Here is a 21,414-nt window from a genome sequence, read left to right on the forward strand (position 1 = left end):
CCCCATGGAACCCTGCGAGAGCCCGCCGGCGCCACAAAAAGGTGCCACCAAACCGCGACGCCCGCTGAGCAACAACGGCGTCCACACCGAATGAACGAGGACATTGTGTACGAAGGCGCAGTACAAGAGCTGATCGACGAGCTCGGCCGGCTCCCCGGGGTCGGGCCGAAGTCGGCGCAGCGGCTAGCCTTCCACATCCTCGAGGCCGATCCCGAGGACATGAAGCGGCTGGTCGCGGCCATCACCACAGTCAAGGAACGGGTGAAGTTCTGCACTGTCTGCGGCAACGTCACCGAGCAGGAGCTGTGCAACATCTGCCGCGATCCGCGCCGCGATCCCTCCGTGATCTGCGTGGTCGAAGAATCCAAGGATGTCCTGGCTGTGGAACGCACACGGTCCTTCCGCGGCCGCTACCACGTCCTCGGCGGCGCCATCAATCCGATCGCCGGTATCGGGCCCGAGCAGCTCCGTATCCGCGAGCTCCTGACCCGGCTCAACGACGGCGCTATCCAGGAAATCATCATCGCCACCGACCCCAACCTTGAGGGCGAAGCGACGGCCACCTACCTGGCCCGCATGCTGAAGTCGATCGGCATCACCGTCACCAGGCTTGCTTCCGGCCTCCCGGTGGGCGGAGACCTGGAGTACGCGGACGAAGTTACCCTCGGAAGGGCCTTCGAGGGTCGCCGCAACGCCCTGATGTAAGCAGCCGCACTTCCAGAACACCCCCGACGCCGTTGCGGCCCCTTGAGCGACCGGTCCGGTTTAGGCGATCCGTGTCCCGCCGGCCAGCCGGCTTGCAGGCGTCCGCAGCGAACGCCAGCCGCGCCACATGAGAAGCCCCGTCAGGACCAGTTGCAGGCCGAGTCCCAGCGGCCACAAGGGCGTCGTCTGCTTGAGGTACTGCGGCTGCGGCACGCCGTTGGCACAGATAAAGGAGTGGTCCGGGCCAGCGAGCGCGGACCTGGCACCCTGGCTGATGCCCTCGATCATGCCGACCGAGTAGAACGCCGTCCCGCTCCGGTCGGGATACGGAATCGCGTCGGCCACCACCACGTAGGGATTCAACGCGAGCATCCACGCCACACGGTCGGTCCGGACCGCCGAGTGCTCCACCAAGGGACCCTCGCAGGTGTAGCCGGGCTCCACTGGTTCAATCGGCTGCCCTTGCTGATTCGGCTGCACCGGTACATACGACACCGGACGGCCAACGGGAGTGTTGGCCAACACCGTCCCTTGCGCCAATTGCGCTCCCAGTCCGAAGGAAATCAATGATCCGACCACCAGCGCCGCGACAACCAAGTAGGTCACCACGATCGAGAACAAGGGCCGCCCCGCAAGAGCCGAAATTCCCACTCCGATCCCGCAGACAACGGCCAGTTCCACCGCCAGCATCAGCAAGGAAACCACCACGTGCCCCGGAGTCAGCCCGCCTTGGAACATTCCGAAGACAAGGAACGGGGCACTTGTCGCCAGGAAGGCGAGCGCCGCGAGCCACCCCGCGCAGAACTTGCCCCAGAGAATCTGGCCCGGGGTCAGCAAGGTGATCTGCAGGATGGCTAGTGTGCCTCCGGCCCGGTCTCCGTTGATGGTATTGGCGGACAGCGCGGGTGCCACAAGCAGCGCAAACAGGAGCACAAAGGCCAGCACGACCTCGAAGATCATGGACCCCGGGCCGTCCTGCGCGGACAGCGCCGACGGCGGCATCGTGGAACGACGCGCTTCCATGCTGGCGTTCCAGGCGAGCCAGGTCAGCCACGTCACTACGGCGATCACAAAGAACCAGATGCCCAGCATGATGTACCAGCCGCGGGAGCGCAACCGCTGTTTCATCTCGAGGACCACGACGTCGCGGATCCCGCCAAGATAGCCGACGACGGCGTTCCCGCCGCCCGTAGCTCCCCGCGGTCCCGCAGGCGCCGGCACGGTGTCATTCACGTTGCTCATCGCCTCTCCGTATCCAGGTTCATGTACGTCTCTTCCAGGGCACCGGCAGCCGGGGCGAAGGAAACCACGCCGATGCCGGACCGAACGAGTTCACCCAAGAGGGCGGCAGCGCCGTCGTCGTGCGTCAACAACAAAGTGACCGACGTGCGGCGCCCCGCCTCCACACGGTATTCCAACCCGAGTTCGCTGAGCTTTGCGGTGAGGGCCCCGTTGTCGAGGGCTGTGATCGCGTAGCGCCGGCCCTGCAGGGCCGCCTCCTCGAGGGTCTGCTGTTTCACAGTGCGGCCCTGGTTGACGAACACCGCTCCGTCCGCGATTTCATCGAGCTCACTGAGCACGTGGGAGGAAACCACCACGGCTTTGCCTTCCCCGGCCAGGCGGCGCAACAGGTTTCGGAGCTCCACCCGGGATCCCGGGTCGAGGCCGGACGCAGGCTCATCGAGCAGAAGCACGGAGGGGTCGTGGACGAGGGCCCTGGCCAGGCTGAGCCGTTGTTGTTGGCCCTTGGAGAGGACCCGGGCCGGCTGCTCGGCAAGGGTGTCCAGCCGGACAAGTTCGAGCAAGCCGGCTACACGCTGGGCGATACCGGCCTTGGGCAGGCGATAGAAGCGCGCCATCTGGACCAGGATTTCGCGTGCAGTCAAGGACTCCCACACGCCCAGGGTGTCCGGCATCCAGCCAATCCGAAGCCGCGAGGCCGCGATGTCGTGCAGGGGGTCCAGGCCGTTGATCCTGATGGTCCCGGAGTCGGGCCGCAGAAGCGAGGCAAGCATGAGAAGGAGCGTCGTTTTGCCCGCCCCGTTGGGCCCAATGAGCGCCGTGACCTTCCCGGCCGGCGCGTGGAAATCGATGTGCTCGACTGCGTGGACCGTGCCGAAGCGGCGTGAGACGCCTTCGGCGGATACGCCGAGGGCGCCACTGCCCGGGACGCTTGAACTTTCAGCTATGGACATGCTCTACTCACCTGTTTCCCCCAAACAGAACAAGTACGCTTCAATTCCCGTGAGCCCACATGCCCCCAGGCTGCGTATTTCTTGATCGTACGCCAGGGCGAAACCACCCGGCATGCACCCAAAGGCCGAGATTTGGTCACAATTCCCCCGCCCGCCGCGCCCGGCGATAAACTGGCCACATAAGCCACGTAGCCGTGCCGTTTACCTGGCCACGCAACGTACGATCCCCAATTGATGCAGTGAGGGTGCGCGCATGAGTTTGCCCACTACCGATGTGAAAACCGAAGACCTGACCGCGCAGACTGCCAAGACCAAGCAGCTGATCGTGCAGAAGTTCGGTGGCTCCTCGGTGTCCGATGCAGAAGGCATCAAGCGTGTTGCCCGGCGCGTGGTTGACGCACAAAAGGCCGGCAATGAGGTTGTCGTGGTGGTTTCCGCCATGGGAGACACCACGGACGAGCTCCTGGATCTCGCCGCTCAAGTCACCGATTCTGCTCCCGCGCGTGAGATGGACATGCTCCTCTCCGCAGGCGAGCGCATCTCCATGGCCCTGCTCGCCATGGCCATTAACAAGTTCGGCGCCTCCGCCCAGTCGTTCACCGGTTCGCAAGCCGGCATGATCACGGACGGCATCCACGGCAAGGCCCGCATTATCGACGTCGACCCCCACCGCATCCGTACCGCATTGGACAAGGGACACATCGCTATCGTGGCCGGTTTCCAGGGCATGACCCGGAGCACCAGGGAGATCACTACCCTTGGCCGCGGTGGATCCGATACCACTGCGGTGGCCCTCGCCGCGGCGCTCGAAGCGGACGTCTGCGAAATCTACACGGACGTCGACGGCATCTACACCGCAGACCCTCGCGTGGTCTCCACTGCCACGAAGATCGACCGTATCTCCAGCGAGGAAATGCTGGAATTGGCAGCTTCAGGCGCCAAGATCCTGCACTTGCGTTGCGTGGAATACGCTCGCCGATTTGGCGTGCCCCTGCACGTCCGGTCCTCATTCAGCCAGAACGAAGGCACCTGGGTCCTGCCCAGCGCCGATGACAAGATCACGATTCAAGAGGGAGTTGCCTTGGAGCAGCCAATCATCTCCGGTGTTGCACACGACCGTTCAGAAGCCAAGGTCACCGTGGTCGGCGTCCCGGACATCCCCGGCAAGGCCGCCGCAATTTTCCAGGTCATCGCCAAGGCGCACTCGAACATCGACATGATCGTTCAGAACGTGTCCACGCACGGTACCGGCCGCACGGATATTTCCTTCACCCTGCCCATCGTGGAAGGCGCCGACGCCCTCACCGCCCTCCGTGCGGCGCAGCCTGAAATCGGCTTCGAGAGCATCGAATACAACGAGAACGTCGGCAAGCTTTCCCTGATCGGTGCCGGCATGCGTTCGCACCCGGGCGTGTCCGCCACCTTCTTCAAGGCGCTCTCTGACGCCGGCATCAACATCAACATGATTTCCACCTCGGAGATCCGCATCTCCGTGGTCACGCACGCGGATCTGCTGGATGACGCCGTGCGCGCCATCCACAAGGCGTTCGAGCTCGACGGCGAAGCCGAAGCAACCGTCTACGGCGGCACCGGCCGCTAACCGAACCTCGCCAGCGGCCTCCCGGACGGGAACACACAGTCGGGCAGTCGCCGTCGGGCATGCACAGACGGGCAGTCGCGGTCGGGCACCCGCCGTCGGGGATCTGAAGTACTTATACGTGAAAGAACCGGAGCTCATGCTCCGGTTCTTTTGCTTTCCCGCGGATTTGGAGCCGCAAGCGGCTTCAGGCGCCTTCCTTGCGAACTCCGTAGTGGTGGCCTTGGTCGTCTGTTTCGACGACGAAATGCCCCAGGTCTTCTTCCGACGCCGATTCGAAGTCGTCATGCTTGTGGACTACGGGCGTATCAACGTCGCCCCGGGTAGCCGGGCCGAACCAGAAACGCAGTCGATCGGTTACCCTCATGAAGCTATCGAGTGCATGTCCCACAATTCCCACCTCCTTCCCCGCTACGAGGTCCAGCCGTGCGGTTGGAGCTGAGTGGTTCCAGTGAGGCCAATTTTACGCCCGGAACCCGTAAAAGGCCCGGGTGGGCGCCCGTCGATGAGGGAGCCGGTGGGGACCTTAACGAAGGCTGGGAGCCGGTGGGGACCTTAACGAAGGGACTTGTCGTCCGGGTTCTTGGGGACCACGTAGGTGCTGCCGTCCGGTCTGCGGATCGTCTCCCATTGCTGCGCTTCGGCCTGGCGCCGCGCGAGGAGGCGCTTGTTCTCCTCGGTCATTTCATGATCCAAGGAACTGCTGTGCGCCGGCCCGAAAATGATCCGCAGCTTGCCAGTTGCACGCATGAATCTCTGGGTCATGGTCTCTTTGGCCACCTGGTCTCCCCTCTCTCAAAAGGATGTTGTGGTTTAAGAGTACACTAACAATTAGTGCACTAACTATCGATCGGCACAGCCCGGTCGCCGACACGGAACGGAGCAAGCCATGGCTGCCCCAGGCACACCCATTGCCCCCGAAACCACCGCCCCGCCGGAAGACGACCTGTTGCTTGAGCGTCAATTGTGCTTCGCGCTGACCGTGGCGTCGCGGAGCGTGGTGGGCGTCTACAAGCCGGTGCTTGAAAAAATGGGGCTGACCCATCCGCAGTACCTCGTGATGCTGGCCCTGTGGGAACGGAACCCGCGCACGCTCAAGGACATCAGCGAGGCACTCCTGCACGAGCCAGCCACCCTTTCACCCATCCTGCGCCGGCTCGAAGAAGCAGGATTCGTGACCCGCAACCGCATCCACGGAAACGAACGGGCCCTCGCCATCACCCTGACCGAAGCAGGCGCCGCCCTCAGGCAACAGGCGACCGCCGTGCCGGGAACCATCATGGAGCGGCTCCAACTCACGCGGGCCGAAGTAGCGGAACTGCACCGCGCAATGACCGGGCTCATCGCGGCCACTCAGCACCCTACTGCCGGTACGGGCGATAAACTGGCATAAATCAAGGAGAACCCCATGCGCCTGCGAATAGTCCGGTCAGTGCTGGCCGTCCTCGCCGTCGCTGGACTTGCCGCCTGCACACCGGGCCCCGGAGGCAGCTCGCCCAGCGGATCGGCGCCCGGCAGCAGCACGTCGTCCTCGCCGTCGAGCAGCCACACCGGGCTTTTGCCTGACGAAACGGAGTCTCCCAGCGGCAAACCGACTCCTTCGTTCTCCCCCACCGCGACCAGCCGCGGAGATGCCGAGCTTTCCATCATCGTCAAGCTATCCCCCACGGCAGCCCCTGAAAGCTACACGCTCGTGTGCACAGGCGGCGTCCCCGCCGCGGAAAGCCACCACCCCACCGCAGCCGCGGCGTGCGCAGCCCTGAAAAAGAACCCCGCCCTCCTCACCCGCACGCCGCGCCCCAGCGACCAAGTCTGCGAGCAGCGCTACGGCGGACCCCAGACGGCAGTAATCACCGGGGCCGTTGATGGCGTGGGCGTCGAGTCCTCCTACAAACTCACTGACGGCTGCGAAATTTCCGCATGGGCCTCCGTCGCCGACATCCTTGGTTCAAGCGGTGCCGGAGCCTAGGCAAAAGCACCTCCCGCAAGAGAAATGGCTCGCGCTGGAGGCTGCCCACAAGGAACGCGTTGACCGCTACGCCAAGCCATACTTGGCCCGGCGCTCCGCAGGCCAGAAGCATCCCGTGGAAGACTTCCTCTTCACCTACTACACCCAGAAGCCCGGTCAGCTGCTGCGCTGGCACCCGGGTGACGGCGTCGTCCTCTCCGGTCCCAAAGCCGCTGAGCGGGCCGGGTGGAAGTATTACCGAGTGCTCGACGACGGCGCGCTGGCGGCCGCGGGGCTGCCCGCCGGCACCGCTGCGGTCACCTTCGATCGTCGCAAGTTCGTGGCCGACCGCACCGAGGCGATCCGCTTCGCCGGCATCATCCTCGGAGGAACAGTTGCGCGGCCCGCCCAGTTTGGTTGCTTCGGACTGCACGAGTGGGCCATGGTCTACCGCCAGGACAAGTTCGATCTTCGCCACGAGTACCTCAAGCTGCGGCTCGGTTCCGAAGGCACAGACACCGTGGTGGAAGACAACCGGATCCGTTGCTCGCACTTCGACGCCTTCCGTTTCTACACTCCGGACGCCACTCCACTCAACGAACTCACCCCTACGCGCGACAACCAGCGCACCATGGAGCAGCCGGGCTGCCTGCACGCAAACATGGACCTCTACAAATGGGCGTACAAACTGACGCCGGCCCTGCCGAGCGAGCTGGTGATGGATTGCTTTGAACTGTCCTGGCGGATCCGGGCCATGGACATGCAGGCCTCGCCGTACGATCTTGAAGAGTGGGGATACCCGGCCATCAGGATCGAGACACCGCAAGGGAAGGCCGAGTACGTTGAGTATCAGAGGGCATTCGCCGCCGAGGCCCAAGCGCTCCGTGCGCGGGTCCTCGACGAGATGCGGCCGCTTCTGGAACTCCTGGTATCAACACCGTCTCACGAAGGACAGCGATGACTTCAAGCACAGGGAAGTACGACGTCGAACTCACCATCACGCTGACGGAGGCACCGGGCGCCGTGGACTATGAGTTCGTCCTGCTCGGTTCGGGCGGCGAAGTATCCGAAGGCTCAACCCTTCCGGACCCTCGTGGGGCACTTGCCGCCGTCGAGCAATTCGGCGAAGAGATCTTCTTTCCGGTTCCCCGGCCGGACCGGATTTGCACCCAGCAATACGGCGGTCCACAGGTTGCCACGGTCACGGGCCGGTTCCGCGGGCGCGAGGTGAGCAGCCGCTTCAGCCGGACGGACGGCTGCGAGATCGCCCGTTGGCGAACCATGGCCGCACTCCTCGGCGGAGTGGCAGGATCCACCGGAAACATCTAGTCCAACGCCCGCTCACATATAACCCCTCCCCACCCAACGCTCGCTCACATATAACCCCTCCCCACCCAACGCTCGCTCACATATAACCCCTCCCCACCCAACGCCCGCTCACATATAACCCCTCCCCACCCAACGCCCGCTCACATATAACCCCTCCCCACCCAACGCTCGCTCACATCATCTGCAGGAGCGTTCCACCGTTTGGGCCCATATGTGAGCGAGCGTTTGGGAATTCAGCCACATATGTGAGCGAGGATCCGGGGGGGTACCAAGAAAGCGGCGGGATATCCCGCCGGCCGCTGCCTCGCACATCTGTCAGACCATCACTGCCGCACTAAGGCGCGTTGTTTGACTGGTCCTCCCCTTCATTCCGCAGTTTGCCCTTGGCGTGCTCGCCTTCTTGGTCATCATTCGGCACCACGGACACGCTCCCGTCTGCCGAGACCAGGACGGACACAAACGTCGGCGAGCTGGTGCCGGCAAACGTGAGTCGACCGATGTAGGAGCCCGGCGTCAGCTTGCTCCACGCGAAGGTGAGCTTCCCCGACTTACCGTTCTTCATCTTGATCGGGTTGGGCGTGACCGTAGCGTTGCCCTGGTTTGCGCCCAGGATGGCCGCATCAACACTGGCCTTGGTAGGCCGGTTGTTGGGGCTGGCAAACAGGTTCGCGATGATGGTGTACGTCCCAGGCTCCGGGTTGTCGAGCGAGAGGGACTCGCTGGCACTCGGTGTCGCTGCCGTGAACAACTGGCCTGACGGCGACAGAACATACAGATCGAAATCCGCGGTGGGATCTGAGGAGATCACCGAGAACTTCGCGAAGGTTGTTCCGGGGGCAACCGTGGCGGTCTTGACGAAGTTCGAGGCATTGTTCGCCACAGCCACTGGACCTGGAACAAGCTCCGCAGCCGAGGAATCCGCCTTGGAGAGGCCGTCAATGGTCACGGCCGTAGGCGAGTCGGAACCGGAGACGATGTTGATGTCCGCCGAACTGCTTGCCTGCTGGGACGTGAAGGCGACGCTCTTGGAGGCCAATACCGATTGCGGACGGACGGCAATCGGGGAGACCACCGACTTGTCGGCACCTTCCCACTTCAGCGATCCCATCGCGAAAGTACCCAGTGCCGCGCTCTTGTTTTCGAAGGTCACCTTGAAGGTCTTCTTCTGGCCGACTTCGTTGAAGTTCAGCACGGACGGGGTGACCTTGACGTCAATGCCAGGGACATTGACTGTGGCCCGGTACTGGCCCGGAGTCAGGGCCGTGACGGTGCGCGTGACCTCGATCTTGCCCGCGAGGTTCCCGAGGGCGAACGACGGAAGGTTCATATCGCGTGGCAGGGTAGAGCCAAGTCCCGGCATGCCGAGATCCACGCCGGTACCCTGGACGAACTTCAGGTAGTCCTCGGTTCCGGCATCGTAGACCAGGCCCGGTTCCAGCACGCTGGCAGGGTTCATCTCTCCTGCGCCGGTGGCGAAAACGTCCTGGTTCTTGGTTCCATCGGCCAGCTTGACGTCACTCGCCGTGGTCATCATGGCCGACTTGACTGCAGCCGGTGACCAATCGGGATTCTTCGCCATGATCAAGGCCCCAAAACCTGCAATGTGCGGGGACGCCATGGAAGTACCGGACATGAATCCGTACTCATCGCCATTGCTGCCGATGGGTGAAACACCTGCCAACACCGCAACGCCGGGAGCCGAGACGTCCGGCTTGAGCAGATCCGAATCGGTGGCGAGGAGCGGGCCACGGGAGGAGAATCCGGCGATCTGCGGCTGCGCCTCGAGCGGAAGCCCGGTGGTGTCGTGGTCAACCAGGGAAACAGTAATTCCCGGGTTGGCCGCAACCTTGTCCTTGATGGCCTGCGAGGCCGGGGGATTCACGTGGACGGTGGGCACGGAGTGCTTGTCCGTGTCCAACGAGGAGCTGGTGAGATTCACGAGGATCATGCCCACGCCGCCACCGCGGAGCACCTCGGCGCTCTTGGCGACGCGGTCAACCACCCCGCGGTCACACACCACTACCTTGCCGGCGATTTTCGCCGGGTCCAGGGACCCCGGCGCACAGAGTGCTGCGTTACCGGTACCTGAGGCAGCGTTTGCGGAGAGTACGACGCCGGCCCCGCTCACCTGGTGGTTCATGATGCTGGCTCCGCGGAACTTGCTGCCGTCGGAGAATTCGACGGTTCCCTGGAGCTCCTGGGAGAAGGAGGAAGCCGCAACCGTGGTCATCCAGGGTGCGCCGTGGTTGACGGTGCTGGCCTGCGGGCCCGAGTTTCCGGCGGACGCTGCCACAAAGATGCCGGCCGAAGCAGCAGAGAGGAACGCCAGTGAGACCGGATCGGTGGTGGTGTCCGTAGCGCCGGAGATGGAGTAATTCAGGACGTCCACGCCGTCGGCGATTGCCTGGTCAATGGCGGCGATGGCCGCGGAGCTGTAGCAGCCGCCCGAATTGGCGGTGTCTGCCCAGCAGATCTTGTAGATCGAGAGCTTGGCGGCTGGTGCCACGCCGCTCGTCTGGCCGAAGCTACGGCCGTCCACGAACGTCTCTACACCCGCGTCGCCCGCTGCAGTACTGGCCGTGTGTGTGCCGTGGCTCTGGACATCGATGGGCGAGAGCTGTTCCTGGGGTGCTCGTTGGGCTGGCGGAACCGTTTGCAGGAAGGCATCTGGGAAGTAGTGGGCGGCGAGGACTTTGGAATTGCACGCGCTGCCGTCAAAGGCCGCGCCGGTGTCGGTGCCCTTCTGGCATTCGCCGACGAAGGTATCTCCGTTGGCCTTCAGCATGGCGATCTTGCCGTCACTCGTGCGATAGGGGACACCTACCTGGGGTTTCCCTACCAGCGGCTGGACGGGATCGCCGGCGAAGAACTTGCTTGTGGGCGTGTAGCCGGTGTCGATGACGCCCACCACGGTGCCCTTGCCGGCCTGGTCCTGGCCGCCGAACTGGGTATTCCAAATCCCGTTCGGTCCACTGAGGTTGAGGAAATCGGTGGTGGAGTAGTCAGGAGCAGACTGGGTGTCCGGGGCCACGAGGAGAACGTCGGGGCTCTTCGCGAGATTGACGGCCTGGTTCGCGGAAAGAGTGGCGCTGAAGCCGTTGATGGCCGTGGTGTAGTCGCGATTGATACTCACGCTCTGCTGCTTGGCCACTTCCTGCTGCTTCTGCTGCAAGTGGGCCTGGTACTGCTTCACTTCGGCCTTGCCGACATCCAGTTTCTTGCCCGCTTGCGGTTTGGTGGGCACATAACCGGGCGTTCCGCCGTCGTAAGTGGCCGCTGGCTTCTCTGCCAGCACCACCACGTAGCGGCCGTCCTGATAAGACTTGGGGTCGACATTCCGGGCAAGCCCCGCAACCGTTGAGCCGGCGACAGTTGAGCCGGAAGTAGGCGCCGCTTGAGCGGGTGTCAACGCCACGGAGGAGAGCAGGAACGGTAGTCCGACGGCTAATGCCGCAGCTTTTCGAAGCCCCCCGCTTCCAGTGAAGCTCTTTCCTTGTGAATTCACTAGTGATTGCACCTTTCCGGGCGATCGTGGCGGTCATGTCAAGATCAATCAACTAAGGATGAACACCGATTGACAGTTCTTGTAATCAGGTAAAGCCCAGCCGATTCATAGAGTACAGAGCGATAGCTGAATATTACATAGGACACATTTCACGTTTTTTGTCATGTCATTCGGCATCAGAATACATCCGCACGCAGCAGCGGGCACGCCCCCGTCGGGAGGGGACGTGCCCGCTGTGCGGATATTCAGATTTTGATGACGAAGCGGGCCTCAGGCGTGTTGGTACGTCAAGCAATCAGCCGCTTCGGCACCAGGGCCGATCCGGACATCGTGGGCCTCGCACATCAGGTTGTTGTTGTGGGTGCACTCCGAGCGCTGGCAGGCGCCGACATGCGCGAGGACCTTGGGAAGTCCGCCCAAAAGCGTGGTGTCAATGAAAGTGGCACAGGATGCGTGGTCCGCGGTTCCGCCAATCGTAATCCCGAAGGCAGTGCAGCCATGATGGTTGAATCCGCAGCTGCCAACGCTGCATGCGGACACTTCGGCGACGTGTTCTGTCATTGCTCCTCCTGCTTGGATGGGGAATTTCCTTGACAGCAATTCCAAGCTACTCCCGAATACATGCCTTTAACCCGGATGATTAGCGCATTTGCGCGTACCCTATTGCGCTCCACATGGTGTCAGGTGCCGGGCCGCGCTAAGAATGGACCCCTCGCAGGGCGTCGCTGATTTTGGCCCTTGTCGAAGCATCCGGCGGGACGGAAATGCGGTTTTCGCGGGCAGCCCGGTCTGCCATGATCCTTTGGAAAACCATCCTCCCCAGTCCAGCAAAAACAGCGGCAAGGACCACGGGCAAAACCATCGACTTAGCGTTCTCGGCCATGCCGCAATCCTAGTGACGCAAACCACCCCCGGCCAGAGCCGCCGTCGTTCAGTGGCCAGAGCCGCCGTCGGGCATTGAAACCCCCGACGACGGCGGGCCGCCGCCGCGAGTTGGCGCGGCCGGCGGGGCCTCTTCACCGATCTCCCGCAAATAGGGTATGTAGCGATTTGGCCGGTAGAATGGGCATGCAAGCTCGCGGAGCGCCCCCCTTATTCCGTAAGACACTGCCGCTAAACACTGTGAACGCTGTTTAGAGGCAGTTCCGGCGTGAGACGGCACCACTCCGCGGCAGCCTTTAACCAAGGTTTAACCAACGCTCACGCACAGGAGTTACCGGATGCCCCGGATCGTCGTCGACGTCATGCCCAAGCCCGAGATTCTGGACCCTCAGGGGAAGGCCATCGTGGGCGCACTGCCCCGCCTCGGCTTCACCAGCTTTAGCGCAGTCCGCCAGGGCAAGCGCTTCGAACTGACCGTCGACGGCGAGGTGACCGACGCCATCCTCGCCCAGGCCCGTGAGGCCGCCGAGACCCTGCTGTCCAACCCGGTGATCGAAGACGTCGTCAACGTCGAGGTCGTCGAGGCCTGACATGACTGAACTTCCTTTGATCGGCGGAGCCCCCGTGGCCGTCGAGCCCCATCTGGCCGGGGCCAAGATCGGTGTCGTCACTTTCCCCGGCACCCTTGACGACCGCGACGCCGCCCGTGCGGTCCGCCTCGCAGGCGGCACCGCCGTCGCGCTCTGGCACGCCGACACTCACCTGGCCGACGTGGACGCCGTCGTCATCCCAGGCGGTTTCTCCTATGGCGACTACCTGCGCGCCGGCGCGATTTCGCGCTTCGCTCCGCTGATGTCCCGCATCATTGATGCTGCCAACAGCGACGCCAAGCTGCCCGTGTTGGGTATTTGCAACGGCTTCCAGATCCTGACCGAGTCGCACCTGCTCCCGGGATCCATGATCAAGAACGACCACCTGAAGTTCTTGTGCCGCGACCAGGTGCTTCGCGTGGAGAACAACAACACCTTGTGGACCTCGGACTACGAGGCCGGCCAGGAAATCACGGTTCCGCTGAAGAACCAGGATGGCCAGTACATCGCTGACGACAAGACCCTGGACGCCCTTGAGGCCGAGGGCCGCGTCGTGTTCCGCTATGTCGGTTGGAACCCGAACGGTTCGCGCCGCGACATTGCCGGCATCAGCAACGCCGCCGGCAACGTAGTGGGCCTCATGCCGCACCCGGAGCACGCGGTAGAGCCCGGATTCGGTCCGGAGTCCAACGCCGGCACGGATGGCTTGGGCTTCTTCACCTCCGTCCTGAACAAGATCGTGGGAGGCGCACAGTGACTACCTCAGCTGAAACCGTCGGCAAGAAGTTCAACATCGACACCGTCGAGAACGCAGCCAAGACGCCGGACACCGAGCTCCCCTGGGCCGAACTCGGCCTCAAGCAGAACGAGTTCGACGAGGTCGTGAAGGTCCTGGGCCGCCGCCCCACCGGCGCCGAGCTCGCCATGTACTCCGTCATGTGGAGCGAGCACTGCTCCTACAAGTCCTCGAAGAACCACCTGCGCCAGTTCGGCGAAAAGGTGACCGAGGAGATGAAGAAGGACATGCTCGTGGGCATCGGCGAAAACGCCGGCGTCACCAACTTGGGCGACGGCTGGGCCGTGACGTTCAAGATCGAGTCCCACAACTCGCCGTCGTTCGTGGAGCCCTACCAGGGTGCCGCAACCGGCATTGGTGGCATTGTCCGCGACATCATCTCCATGGGCGCCCGCCCGGTGGCCGTGATGGATCCGCTGCGTTTCGGCGCCATCGACCACCCGGACACGGCCCGCGTCATGCATGGTGCCGTTGCCGGTATCGGTGGCTACGGCAACTCGCTTGGCCTGCCGAACATCGGCGGCGAAATGGTCTTCGACTCCGTGTACCAGGGCAACCCGCTGGTCAACGCGCTGGCAGTCGGCGTCATGCGCCACGAGGACATCCGCTTGGCCAACGCCTCCGGCAAGGGCAACAAGGTGGTCCTGTTCGGTGCACGCACCGGTGGCGACGGCATTGGCGGCGCCTCGGTGCTGGCCTCGGAGTCGTTCGACGACACCAAGCCCTCCAAGCGCCCCGCCGTCCAGGTAGGCGACCCGTTCGCCGAGAAGGTGCTCATCGAGTGCTGCCTGGAGCTGTTCAAGGGTTCGCTGGTTGAAGGTATCCAGGACCTCGGCGCTGCGGGTATCTCCTGCGCCACGTCCGAGCTGGCTTCCAACGGCGACGGCGGCATGCAGGTTGAGCTGACCTCCGTGCTGCTGCGCGATCCCACGCTGACCCCGGGCGAAATCCTGATGTCCGAGTCGCAGGAACGCATGATGGCCGTTGTCACCCCTGAGAACATCGCCGCGTTCGAAGCGGTCATGGACAAGTGGGCCGTGGAGTACTCCTGGCTGGGCGAGGTGACCGACACCGGCCGCCTGATCATCACGTGGGAAGGCGAAGTCATTGTCGACGTCGACCCGCGCACCGTTGCCCACGACGGTCCGGTCTACGACCGCCCGTTCGCCCGCCCCTCATGGCAGGATTCCGTCCAGGCCGATACCTTCACGGGCTCCGTGCAGGACGCCGGCCGCCCCTCCACCTCCGGGGAACTGGCGGCTGCCATCACCGAGCTCATTGCTTCGCCGAACATGTGCAGCAAGGCCTGGATCACCAAGCAGTACGACCGCTACGTCGGCGGTAACACCGCCATGGCGTTCCCGGACGACGCCGGAGTGGTCCGCGTGGACGAGGAAACAGGCCTGGGCGTGGCGCTGGCCACCGACGCCAACGGCCGCTACACCTACCTCGATCCGTACCACGGCGCACAGCTGGCACTTGCCGAGGCGTACCGCAACGTCGCCACCTCCGGCGCGGTGCCGATGGCCGTCAGCGATTGCCTGAACTTCGGTTCCCCCGAGGATCCGGATGTCATGTGGCAGCTGGCCGAGTCCATTCGTGGCCTGTCGGACGCTTGCATGGAGCTGGGCGTCCCGGTCACAGGCGGCAACGTCTCGCTGTACAACCAGACCGGTACCGTTCCCATCCACCCCTCCCCCGTGGTTGCCGTGCTGGGCAAGCTCGACGACGTCGCGCGCCGCACCCCGTCCGGCTGGAAGGAAGACGGCCAGGCCATCTACCTGCTGGGCACCACGGCCGCAGAGCTGGACGGATCGGAATGGTCCAATCTGCGCGGACACCTCGGTGGCTTGCCGCCGAAGGTTGATTTGTCCCTGGAACGCCAGCTGGGCGAAATCCTGATCAACGCTTCGCGCGACGGCATGATCGACGCCGCGCACGATCTCTCCGAGGGCGGCCTTGCCGCCGCGCTGGTGGAGTCCGCGCTGCGCTACGGCGTCGGCGCCCGGATTGCGCTGGAGGAACTCCTGGAGCGCGACGGCGTGGACTTGTTCACGGCGCTGTTCTCCGAGTCCCAGGGCCGGGCCATCGTGTCCGTTCCGCGCTCCGAGGAAGTCCGCTTCAAGGACATGTGCACCGCCCGCGGCTTCGCCCACCTCCGGATCGGCGTCGTCGACGCTGCCGGCGGCAAGCTGGAGATCAACGGCGTGGACGAGCTATCCTTGGACGCTCTTAACGAAGCTCACGAGGCCACGCTGCCGAAGTACTTCGGCTAACTAACGCCTGCAACCCCCAACGCGGGGTCACTTACGGCCCAAGAATCCCCTCGGGATGGGCCGTAAGTGACCCCGCGTTGTGTTTTTAGTCTTCGCTGTGGAGGTCCCGGCGTCGGGCGCTCAGCAACTCCAGTTCGGGGCGTGCGGCAACAAAACGTTCGACGGCGTCGAGCACCTCCACGAGATGCGCCCGGTCCGCTGCCACCGCGGCTGCGCCGATGAGCGCACGTCGATGCTGGTCCAAGTGCCCGGTCTCGGCGGCAGAGACCTCGAAGCGCCTTTTCAACTCGGCGATCAGCGGACGCACAAGGGAACGTTTCTCCTTCAGGCTGTGCACCTCGCCGAGGAGAATGTCGAACTCGATCCACGCGATCCACATGCGCCCATCGTATCCAGCAGTCGCGCGCCCTCCCCCTTCGGAACCCACGGTGGCAAGATGAGGGCAGACCAAAGGAGCTCCATGGGCGCAGACGATCATACGAACAAGGCCGGCAACGCAGTGTCCCGGGGCGCCGATACAGTGGGCGACGCCGTAGACGACGCCAAGGATTCACGGACCGTCCGGGTCGTGGCGCGGGCCGGCTTCGTCGCCTTGGGTCTGATACACCTCCTGATCGGGGCCATCGCCTTGGGAATCGCGCTGGGCCAGTCGGGCCAGGCCGACCAAAGCGGAGCAGTCGCCCAGGTGGCTGCCACCCCCGGCGGCGTCGTCCTTCTGTGGGCGGGACTAGTGGCTTGCGGTGTCCTCGCGCTCTACATGGCCAGCGACGCCGTGATGGGGTGGAGCGGGGGCGGCGGCTCCAAGCGCTGGATGAAACGGCTCAAGGCTGCCGGGCAGGCGATCGTCTTCGCTGCGGCCGCGGTGACCTTCCGCAGTTTTGCGCTCAGCCGTCCGAGCAGCAGCAGCGACAAATCCCGGACGGCCAGCGCGGACCTCATGTCCAGCACTCCGGGCACTGTCCTTCTGGTGATCATCGGGGTGGCATTGCTGGCGGCCGCCGGCACCTACATTTTCATGGGGATCACGCGCAGGTACGAAAAGAACCTGAGCCGAAAACCGTCCGGACTCCTGGGAGACGCGTTCACGGCACTAGGCGTGGTGGGCTACTGCGCAAAAGGGGTGGCGCTCGGCGCCGTCGGCTTGCTCATCCTGATCGCCACTGCGGCGCACGACCCCTCCCAACAAGGCGGCCTCGACTCGGCGCTCAAGGCCTTCCTGAAACAACCGTTTGGCGGATGGGTGCTGGTGTTCGTAAGCCTCGGACTCATGGCCTACGGCATCTACTCCTTGTTCCGCTCCCGCTACCAGCGGCTCTGACGGCAGGCCGCGCGTGAAGACGCGGCGCAGGCGGCAGAAACGCCCGACGGCGGCCCCCACCAAAGGTGAGAACCGCCGTCGGGCGCTTATTTAGCCGGGTTGTGCTACTTGGACGTGCCTTGGGACACGGAGCCTTGAAGCTGGCGCTGGAAGATGATGTAGACGATCAGCACCGGAACCACCGTGACGGTGACCGCTGCGAACAAGGCGCCGAAGTCCACGGCATAACCCATCTGGCCGGCAAAGGCGGCCAGCCCTTGGGAGAGCACCCGGGGTCCGGCCGCGTTGATGGCCACTGGAATCAGGTACTGGTTCCACAGTCCCAGGAAGTTGAAGATCGCCACGGAGGCGAGTCCGGGTTTGGCCATCGGCAGCATCACCTGGAAGAACGTCCGCCACTCGCCTGCTCCATCCAAGGCAGCCGCCTCGCCAATTTCGAAGGGCAAGGTCTTGAAGAAAGAGAAAAGGAAGAACACCGTGAACGGAAGCGCGAAGCCGACGTACACCAGGATGAGGCCCGGCAAGGTATTGAGCAAGCCGAGATTCTTCATGATGAAGAACAACGGGACCATGCCCAGGAAGATCGGGAAGGTCAGCCCGGCCAGCATCAGGTAGTAGATGGCCCTGCTGCCCGGGAAGGTGTAGCGCGCCAGGACGTAGGCACACATGGCGCCCAGTACCATGACAATCACCAACGCCGAACCCACCACGACCACCGAGTTCAGGAAGTAGCTTCCGATTCCGGCTTCGCTCCAGGCCCGGATGTAGTTGTCGAAGCGCCACTGCGAGGGCAAGGCGAACGGCGAGGCGAAGATCTCGCTCGATGTTTTGAAGGAGGACATGAAAGTCCACAGCAAGGGCAGGATCACAATGAGGGACCAGATGGTCAAGGCCGTGTGCGAAACAGCGCCCACCACCTTGTCGCTGGTGGTCGTGGCCGTCTTGCGCGGATTGAAATGCAGTGAGGTGCGCTGCTCCGAGGCAAGTTTGCTAGTCATTAGTTGGACACATCCTTGCTGCCGCCAGTGAGCCTATTCACGAGGAACACCAGGCCCGAGAAGATCAGCGTGGTGATCGCCAAGACAACGCCCATGGCGCTCGCCAGGCCGAACTGGTTCTTGGTGAAAGCTGTATAGAAAAGCTGCTGGGCCATGACCAGTGTGGAGTTGTCCGGACCGCCGCCGGGATTCAGCGCAGACATGTAGACAAAGGCGTCCAGCGCCAGAATGCCCATGTAGATATAGGCGGTCTGGATGTTGTCGCGGATCAGCGGAATGGTGATTGAGACCGCCGTACGGAAACGCCCCGCCCCATCAATTCGTGCAGCCTCGAAGGTTTCGGCCGGAATGCCCTTGATGCCTGCAACGAACAGCACCATGTAGAAGCCGACGAAGCCCCACACGATGACGAACATCGTGACGACCATGGCGGTGCTCTTGTCACCCAGCCACGCATAGGATTTGAACTGGTCCAAGCCCAGCGAGGTCAGGATGCCGTTCAGCAAGCCGTTACTGGGATCGTAGATCTGGCCCCACATGATGCCGATCGCGATTGCCGGGATCGTGTAGGGGAAGAAGGACACAACCCGGTAGAAGCTGGAATTCCTGAGGCCCTTGATCTGACCTTTGCTGCTCCCGCCCACGGTCACCAGGGTCGCCAGCACCAGGCTGAGGATGATGGTGATGATCGGCAGGAAAATCACCAGCAGGATGTTGTTGCCCAAGGCCTTCATGAAGATGTCGTCCGCGAAGATCTTGCCGTAGTTCTGAAGGCCGATGAAGTTGCGGTTGGGCGAGAACCCAGTCCAGTCGGTCATGGAGTAGTAGAACGCCTGCGCAAAGGGCGAAATTACAAACACAATGTAGATAGCCAGCGGAAGGCCAAGGAACACCGCAAAGAAGCTAACCTTGTCCCACGTCAGGGGCTTGCGCCTCCGCTTGACCACTGGTGGAGCACTCTCCGGAACGACGGCGGTGACGCCGCCGTCGTTCCGGCTCGTTCGGGTTTTCACTGGAGTCACTTCACTTCAATCTTCGTCACCGAGCTGTCGTTGCGGACCTTGTCGGTGATCTTCTGCAGGTCGGCAGTCAGTGTGCCGACGTCGGACTTACCGTCCAGGAAGGTGTTCCAGACAACCAACTGGTCTTTGTTCATCCCGTAGAGGTCAACAAAGTTCCACGTGAAGATGTTCGACCCTGCCGCATTGAGCAGGGTGGTCTGGGAAACCAGTGCGGTGGAGCCGAAGCCATCGGCGGGAACGGTGTCCTTGACGATGGTGGGGGCGAGCTTGGTCTTGGCGAAGTTGGTGGCAGCATCCTTGGACAGCATGACACGCAGCAATTCCTTGCCGCCAGCAACGTTTTTGCCTTGGGAAGGAACAATGAACGGCTCGCCGGAAGCGCTGTGCATTGCCTCGTAGGGAAGTTTGGATCCCGAGGTCACGGTAGGAACCGGAACACCGGTCATCTTGAAACCGGACTTGGTCTGGTCCTTCATCTCGTTTTCGATCCACGAGCCAGACGGGTAGAACACGGCTTCCTGGGCGTTGCTCCACTGCGCCTGCGCTGCCGTGAACTGCGTACCCGAGCCACCTGGCTTGAAGTGGCCCGCCTTGATGATCTTGTTCAAGGCCGTGAAGACGCTCTGGATGGCCGGGTGGGACCAAGCGTCCGCCTTCAGGTTTTCAAGGCCAAGGCGAACGTCGTGGCCGCCTTCCTTGATGGCGGAAGCGATAGCCATTTCCTGGTAATAGGTGGCTGCTTCCTTGCCCCAGACGAACAGGTACTTGCCTTTGGCCTTGGCCTGCTCGCCGAGAGCGTACATGTCATCCCAGGTCTTCGGTACGGTCCAACCGTTGTCCTTCAGGAATGAATCCGAGTACCACATGGCGTAAACGGTCAGCACGTAGTTCAATGCCGCCAGCTTGCCATCGAAAGTCCCGGGGGCGAGCACGCCACCGTAGAGGGTGTCCTTAATGACCTTGCCCTCAAGGTTCTTGGCGTTCACCACGCTGGTGAGGTCTTCAAGCTGCGGCAGGATCGCGCTGAATCCGATTGCCTTGGCACCGGAGTTGTCGATCAGGTCCGGCGGGTTGCCTCCGACGAATCGCGGCTGGAGTTCCTGCGCGATGTCCGTGGACGGGGAAATCTTGGCGGTGGAACCTGAATGTGCGCTTTCGAACCCCTTGCCCGCGAAGTCAACGTAGTCGATTCCGTACCCGCCCTTGAAAATCACGGCGTCAACGGTGGACTTGTCTGCCATACCGAACGGATTGGTATCTGAGACGGTCCCCGTGGGACCGGCGGTTCCTCCGCCGCCACCGGCTGCGCAGGAGGCCATCGAGCCGGCCATCGGCACAAGCACTGCCGCGGCAAGCGCGCCGCGGAGGAAACCGCGCCGTGCAAAGGACTGCTGCTGAACGTTCATCCTAAAACCCTCCAGAGACTCGTAGTACCTCACGCTGACGGCGCCTCGGCCGGCAGTCGATCGGTCCAGGCACCGCCGCTTCGACGCGCCCTTCGTGTGACATACTTCACCACGAGTGATTGAAAAGCAATATTTGAGGGTAGTTTCAATCAACTTTTGTCAAAATGTGATCTGATGAACCTACCGTTCCAGAGGGGTCGTTTGGGTGTTTTAGCCCCGTAAATTCAAGGATTTTGCGCACTGAGCGATCGCCTCGCGCGCCCATTGCCGCTGTTGCTCGGTTCCTACCCGCTCAGCCCACTGCTCAGCAAGCTGGAACTCGACCATCGCCTCGGTGCGCCGCCCGTCGTCGTACATCGCCCAACCGAGGTTGTTGTGCAGTGAAACCATCCACCGTTTGGTGCGGGAGTCCTCGACGGCGGAAGCGTATTCAAGCGCACTTCGCGTCCATGATTCCTGGTGGCCGGAGTCCGCGATGGCCAGCATATGAAGTGCATCCACGGCGAGGAAATCTTCGCCCAAGAGGTCTCCCATCTCGGCAGCCTGTTCAAAGAGCGGAACAGCCATGGCCGGGTGGCCCGCCGAGTTGAGCAGGCGGCCGCGTTCCAAAAGGACCCGTACCGCAATGGTGGGTTCCTCTTCGGCGTCGATCCCGTCGAGGAGGGCGTCCGCTTCCTCGAAGCGGCCTTGCAAACCGATGGCCCGGCCCAATTGGGTAGCGAGCTCGCCCCGTTCAAAGGCATCGTAGGCGGGATCCGCCATGGCTTCGCGGAATCGGGCTTCCGACAACGCGGGGTCCTCAAAATTCCACAACTCATCGAGGGTCTTTTGTTCCAGCATCTGGCTC

At 63.1% G+C, this 21,414-nt stretch carries 22 protein-coding genes; 10 read left to right on the forward strand and 12 right to left on the reverse strand.

Annotated features, from left to right (window positions below; all coding sequences use genetic code 11):
- Window positions 1-105: 105 nt before the first annotated feature.
- Window positions 106-705: a recombination mediator RecR gene (recR, locus tag NFJ07_RS17145; protein WP_028265726.1), complete on the forward strand. Its 600-nt coding sequence runs from the start codon at window positions 106-108 to the stop codon at window positions 703-705.
- 60 nt (window positions 706-765) lie between these two features.
- Here recR and NFJ07_RS17150 read toward each other — a convergent pair whose 3' ends face one another.
- On the reverse strand, window positions 766-1,947 hold the full coding sequence (locus NFJ07_RS17150) for an ABC transporter permease (protein ID WP_269996082.1): 1,182 nt from the start codon (window positions 1,945-1,947) through the stop codon (window positions 766-768).
- Window positions 1,944-2,900 carry an ABC transporter ATP-binding protein gene (locus tag NFJ07_RS17155; protein ID WP_269996083.1) on the reverse strand — a complete coding sequence of 319 codons (957 nt, stop codon included), beginning with the start codon at window positions 2,898-2,900 and terminating at the stop codon, window positions 1,944-1,946. Before NFJ07_RS17155 ends, NFJ07_RS17150 begins: the two co-directional genes overlap by 4 nt.
- Window positions 2,901-3,153: 253 nt before the next feature.
- On the opposite strand from NFJ07_RS17155, the gene NFJ07_RS17160 reads away from it, so the two are divergent.
- Window positions 3,154-4,500 (forward strand): aspartate kinase, encoded by a 1,347-nt coding sequence (locus tag NFJ07_RS17160; protein ID WP_269996084.1) that lies wholly within the window; start codon window positions 3,154-3,156, stop codon window positions 4,498-4,500.
- A 184-nt stretch (window positions 4,501-4,684) separates the two neighbouring features.
- Here the strand turns inward: NFJ07_RS17160 and NFJ07_RS17165 are convergent, their stop codons facing one another.
- Both NFJ07_RS17165 and NFJ07_RS17170 read right to left on the reverse strand, forming a co-directional pair.
- Window positions 4,685-4,864: a hypothetical protein gene (locus NFJ07_RS17165; protein WP_269996085.1), complete on the reverse strand. Its 180-nt coding sequence runs from the start codon at window positions 4,862-4,864 to the stop codon at window positions 4,685-4,687.
- A gap of 188 nt (window positions 4,865-5,052) precedes the next feature.
- Entirely contained in the window at window positions 5,053-5,262 is a 210-nt protein-coding gene (locus NFJ07_RS17170) for a hypothetical protein (protein ID WP_269996086.1), read from the reverse strand.
- Window positions 5,263-5,386: 124 nt separating this feature from the next.
- Here NFJ07_RS17170 and NFJ07_RS17175 point away from each other — a divergent pair, with 124 nt between their 5' ends.
- The 4 genes from NFJ07_RS17175 to NFJ07_RS17190 are packed head-to-tail and all read left to right on the forward strand — an operon-like array spanning window position 5,387 to window position 7,774.
- A complete protein-coding gene (locus NFJ07_RS17175; RefSeq protein WP_269996087.1) occupies window positions 5,387-5,890 on the forward strand; it encodes a MarR family winged helix-turn-helix transcriptional regulator in 504 nt (167 codons plus the stop codon).
- Window positions 5,891-5,905: 15 nt separating this feature from the next.
- The gene (locus NFJ07_RS17180) at window positions 5,906-6,466 is read left to right on the forward strand and encodes an SSI family serine proteinase inhibitor (protein WP_269996088.1); all 561 of its coding nucleotides are present in this window, start codon (window positions 5,906-5,908) and stop codon (window positions 6,464-6,466) included.
- Window positions 6,363-7,406, forward strand: coding sequence for a 3-methyladenine DNA glycosylase (locus tag NFJ07_RS17185; protein ID WP_442865364.1), 1,044 nt, complete (start codon window positions 6,363-6,365; stop codon window positions 7,404-7,406). The genes NFJ07_RS17180 and NFJ07_RS17185 overlap by 104 nt, the downstream gene beginning before the upstream one ends.
- The gene (locus NFJ07_RS17190) at window positions 7,403-7,774 is read left to right on the forward strand and encodes a serine protease inhibitor (RefSeq protein WP_269996091.1); all 372 of its coding nucleotides are present in this window, start codon (window positions 7,403-7,405) and stop codon (window positions 7,772-7,774) included. Before NFJ07_RS17185 ends, NFJ07_RS17190 begins: the two co-directional genes overlap by 4 nt.
- Window positions 7,775-8,108: 334 nt before the next feature.
- On the opposite strand, the gene NFJ07_RS17195 is transcribed toward NFJ07_RS17190, so the two are convergent.
- The 3 genes from NFJ07_RS17195 to NFJ07_RS17205 all read right to left on the reverse strand — a co-directional run bounded on the left by NFJ07_RS17195 (window position 8,109) and on the right by NFJ07_RS17205 (window position 12,162).
- Window positions 8,109-11,279, reverse strand: a complete 3,171-nt coding sequence (locus tag NFJ07_RS17195; protein WP_269996092.1) for a S8 family serine peptidase — start codon at window positions 11,277-11,279, stop codon at window positions 8,109-8,111.
- Window positions 11,280-11,549: 270 nt separating this feature from the next.
- The gene (locus NFJ07_RS17200; RefSeq protein ID WP_269996093.1) at window positions 11,550-11,840 is read right to left on the reverse strand and encodes a DUF1540 domain-containing protein; all 291 of its coding nucleotides are present in this window, start codon (window positions 11,838-11,840) and stop codon (window positions 11,550-11,552) included.
- A 136-nt stretch (window positions 11,841-11,976) separates the two neighbouring features.
- Window positions 11,977-12,162, reverse strand: a complete 186-nt coding sequence (locus NFJ07_RS17205) for a hypothetical protein (protein ID WP_269996095.1) — start codon at window positions 12,160-12,162, stop codon at window positions 11,977-11,979.
- 337 nt (window positions 12,163-12,499) lie between these two features.
- On the opposite strand from NFJ07_RS17205, the gene purS reads away from it, so the two are divergent.
- Genes purS through purL form a run of 3 tightly spaced genes read left to right on the forward strand, consistent with a single transcriptional unit; the run spans window position 12,500 to window position 15,823 of the window.
- Window positions 12,500-12,751, forward strand: a complete 252-nt coding sequence (gene purS, locus NFJ07_RS17210; RefSeq protein WP_028265707.1) for a phosphoribosylformylglycinamidine synthase subunit PurS — start codon at window positions 12,500-12,502, stop codon at window positions 12,749-12,751.
- Window position 12,752: 1 nt separating this feature from the next.
- Window positions 12,753-13,508: a phosphoribosylformylglycinamidine synthase subunit PurQ gene (gene purQ, locus NFJ07_RS17215; protein WP_269996098.1), complete on the forward strand. Its 756-nt coding sequence runs from the start codon at window positions 12,753-12,755 to the stop codon at window positions 13,506-13,508.
- Window positions 13,505-15,823, forward strand: coding sequence for a phosphoribosylformylglycinamidine synthase subunit PurL (purL, locus tag NFJ07_RS17220; protein WP_269996099.1), 2,319 nt, complete (start codon window positions 13,505-13,507; stop codon window positions 15,821-15,823). Before purQ ends, purL begins: the two co-directional genes overlap by 4 nt.
- Window positions 15,824-15,908: 85 nt before the next feature.
- Here purL and NFJ07_RS17225 read toward each other — a convergent pair whose 3' ends face one another.
- Window positions 15,909-16,202 (reverse strand): DUF503 domain-containing protein, encoded by a 294-nt coding sequence (locus NFJ07_RS17225; RefSeq protein WP_269996100.1) that lies wholly within the window; start codon window positions 16,200-16,202, stop codon window positions 15,909-15,911.
- Between the two features lie 81 nt (window positions 16,203-16,283).
- Here NFJ07_RS17225 and NFJ07_RS17230 point away from each other — a divergent pair, with 81 nt between their 5' ends.
- Window positions 16,284-17,141 carry a DUF1206 domain-containing protein gene (locus tag NFJ07_RS17230; RefSeq protein WP_269996101.1) on the forward strand — a complete coding sequence of 286 codons (858 nt, stop codon included), beginning with the start codon at window positions 16,284-16,286 and terminating at the stop codon, window positions 17,139-17,141.
- Window positions 17,142-17,245: 104 nt separating this feature from the next.
- Here NFJ07_RS17230 and NFJ07_RS17235 read toward each other — a convergent pair whose 3' ends face one another.
- From NFJ07_RS17235 to NFJ07_RS17250, 4 genes are all read right to left on the reverse strand, one after another.
- Window positions 17,246-18,139, reverse strand: coding sequence for a carbohydrate ABC transporter permease (locus NFJ07_RS17235; protein WP_269996102.1), 894 nt, complete (start codon window positions 18,137-18,139; stop codon window positions 17,246-17,248).
- Window positions 18,139-19,152 carry a carbohydrate ABC transporter permease gene (locus NFJ07_RS17240; protein ID WP_269996103.1) on the reverse strand — a complete coding sequence of 338 codons (1,014 nt, stop codon included), beginning with the start codon at window positions 19,150-19,152 and terminating at the stop codon, window positions 18,139-18,141. The genes NFJ07_RS17235 and NFJ07_RS17240 overlap by 1 nt, the downstream gene beginning before the upstream one ends.
- A gap of 5 nt (window positions 19,153-19,157) precedes the next feature.
- Window positions 19,158-20,567, reverse strand: a complete 1,410-nt coding sequence (ngcE, locus tag NFJ07_RS17245; RefSeq protein WP_269996104.1) for an N-acetylglucosamine/diacetylchitobiose ABC transporter substrate-binding protein — start codon at window positions 20,565-20,567, stop codon at window positions 19,158-19,160.
- 210 nt (window positions 20,568-20,777) lie between these two features.
- Complete coding sequence (locus tag NFJ07_RS17250) at window positions 20,778-21,407, reverse strand: hypothetical protein (protein ID WP_269996105.1); 630 nt, start codon at window positions 21,405-21,407, stop codon at window positions 20,778-20,780.
- Window positions 21,408-21,414 lie beyond the last annotated feature (7 nt).

The sequence above is a fragment of the Arthrobacter sp. B2a2-09 genome (assembly GCF_027587375.1).
Taxonomy (GTDB): Bacteria; Actinomycetota; Actinomycetes; order Actinomycetales; family Micrococcaceae; genus Arthrobacter.

Coding starts and splice junctions, on each gene's coding strand:
- NFJ07_RS17150 (WP_269996082.1), bottom strand. CDS start 1,947: ATGAGCAACGTGAATGACACCGTGCCGGCGCCTGCGGGACCGCGGGGA.
- NFJ07_RS17155 (WP_269996083.1), bottom strand. CDS start 2,900: ATGTCCATAGCTGAAAGTTCAAGCGTCCCGGGCAGTGGCGCCCTCGGC.
- NFJ07_RS17160 (WP_269996084.1), top strand. CDS start 3,154: ATGAGTTTGCCCACTACCGATGTGAAAACCGAAGACCTGACCGCGCAG.
- NFJ07_RS17165 (WP_269996085.1), bottom strand. CDS start 4,864: ATGAGGGTAACCGATCGACTGCGTTTCTGGTTCGGCCCGGCTACCCGG.
- NFJ07_RS17170 (WP_269996086.1), bottom strand. CDS start 5,262: ATGACCCAGAGATTCATGCGTGCAACTGGCAAGCTGCGGATCATTTTC.
- NFJ07_RS17175 (WP_269996087.1), top strand. CDS start 5,387: ATGGCTGCCCCAGGCACACCCATTGCCCCCGAAACCACCGCCCCGCCG.
- NFJ07_RS17180 (WP_269996088.1), top strand. CDS start 5,906: ATGCGCCTGCGAATAGTCCGGTCAGTGCTGGCCGTCCTCGCCGTCGCT.
- NFJ07_RS17185 (WP_442865364.1), top strand. CDS start 6,363: ATGGCGTGGGCGTCGAGTCCTCCTACAAACTCACTGACGGCTGCGAAA.
- NFJ07_RS17190 (WP_269996091.1), top strand. CDS start 7,403: ATGACTTCAAGCACAGGGAAGTACGACGTCGAACTCACCATCACGCTG.
- NFJ07_RS17200 (WP_269996093.1), bottom strand. CDS start 11,840: ATGACAGAACACGTCGCCGAAGTGTCCGCATGCAGCGTTGGCAGCTGC.
- NFJ07_RS17205 (WP_269996095.1), bottom strand. CDS start 12,162: ATGGCCGAGAACGCTAAGTCGATGGTTTTGCCCGTGGTCCTTGCCGCT.
- purS (WP_028265707.1), top strand. CDS start 12,500: ATGCCCCGGATCGTCGTCGACGTCATGCCCAAGCCCGAGATTCTGGAC.
- purQ (WP_269996098.1), top strand. CDS start 12,753: ATGACTGAACTTCCTTTGATCGGCGGAGCCCCCGTGGCCGTCGAGCCC.
- NFJ07_RS17225 (WP_269996100.1), bottom strand. CDS start 16,202: ATGTGGATCGCGTGGATCGAGTTCGACATTCTCCTCGGCGAGGTGCAC.
- NFJ07_RS17230 (WP_269996101.1), top strand. CDS start 16,284: ATGGGCGCAGACGATCATACGAACAAGGCCGGCAACGCAGTGTCCCGG.
- NFJ07_RS17235 (WP_269996102.1), bottom strand. CDS start 18,139: ATGACTAGCAAACTTGCCTCGGAGCAGCGCACCTCACTGCATTTCAAT.
- ngcE (WP_269996104.1), bottom strand. CDS start 20,567: ATGAACGTTCAGCAGCAGTCCTTTGCACGGCGCGGTTTCCTCCGCGGC.
- NFJ07_RS17250 (WP_269996105.1), bottom strand. CDS start 21,407: ATGCTGGAACAAAAGACCCTCGATGAGTTGTGGAATTTTGAGGACCCC.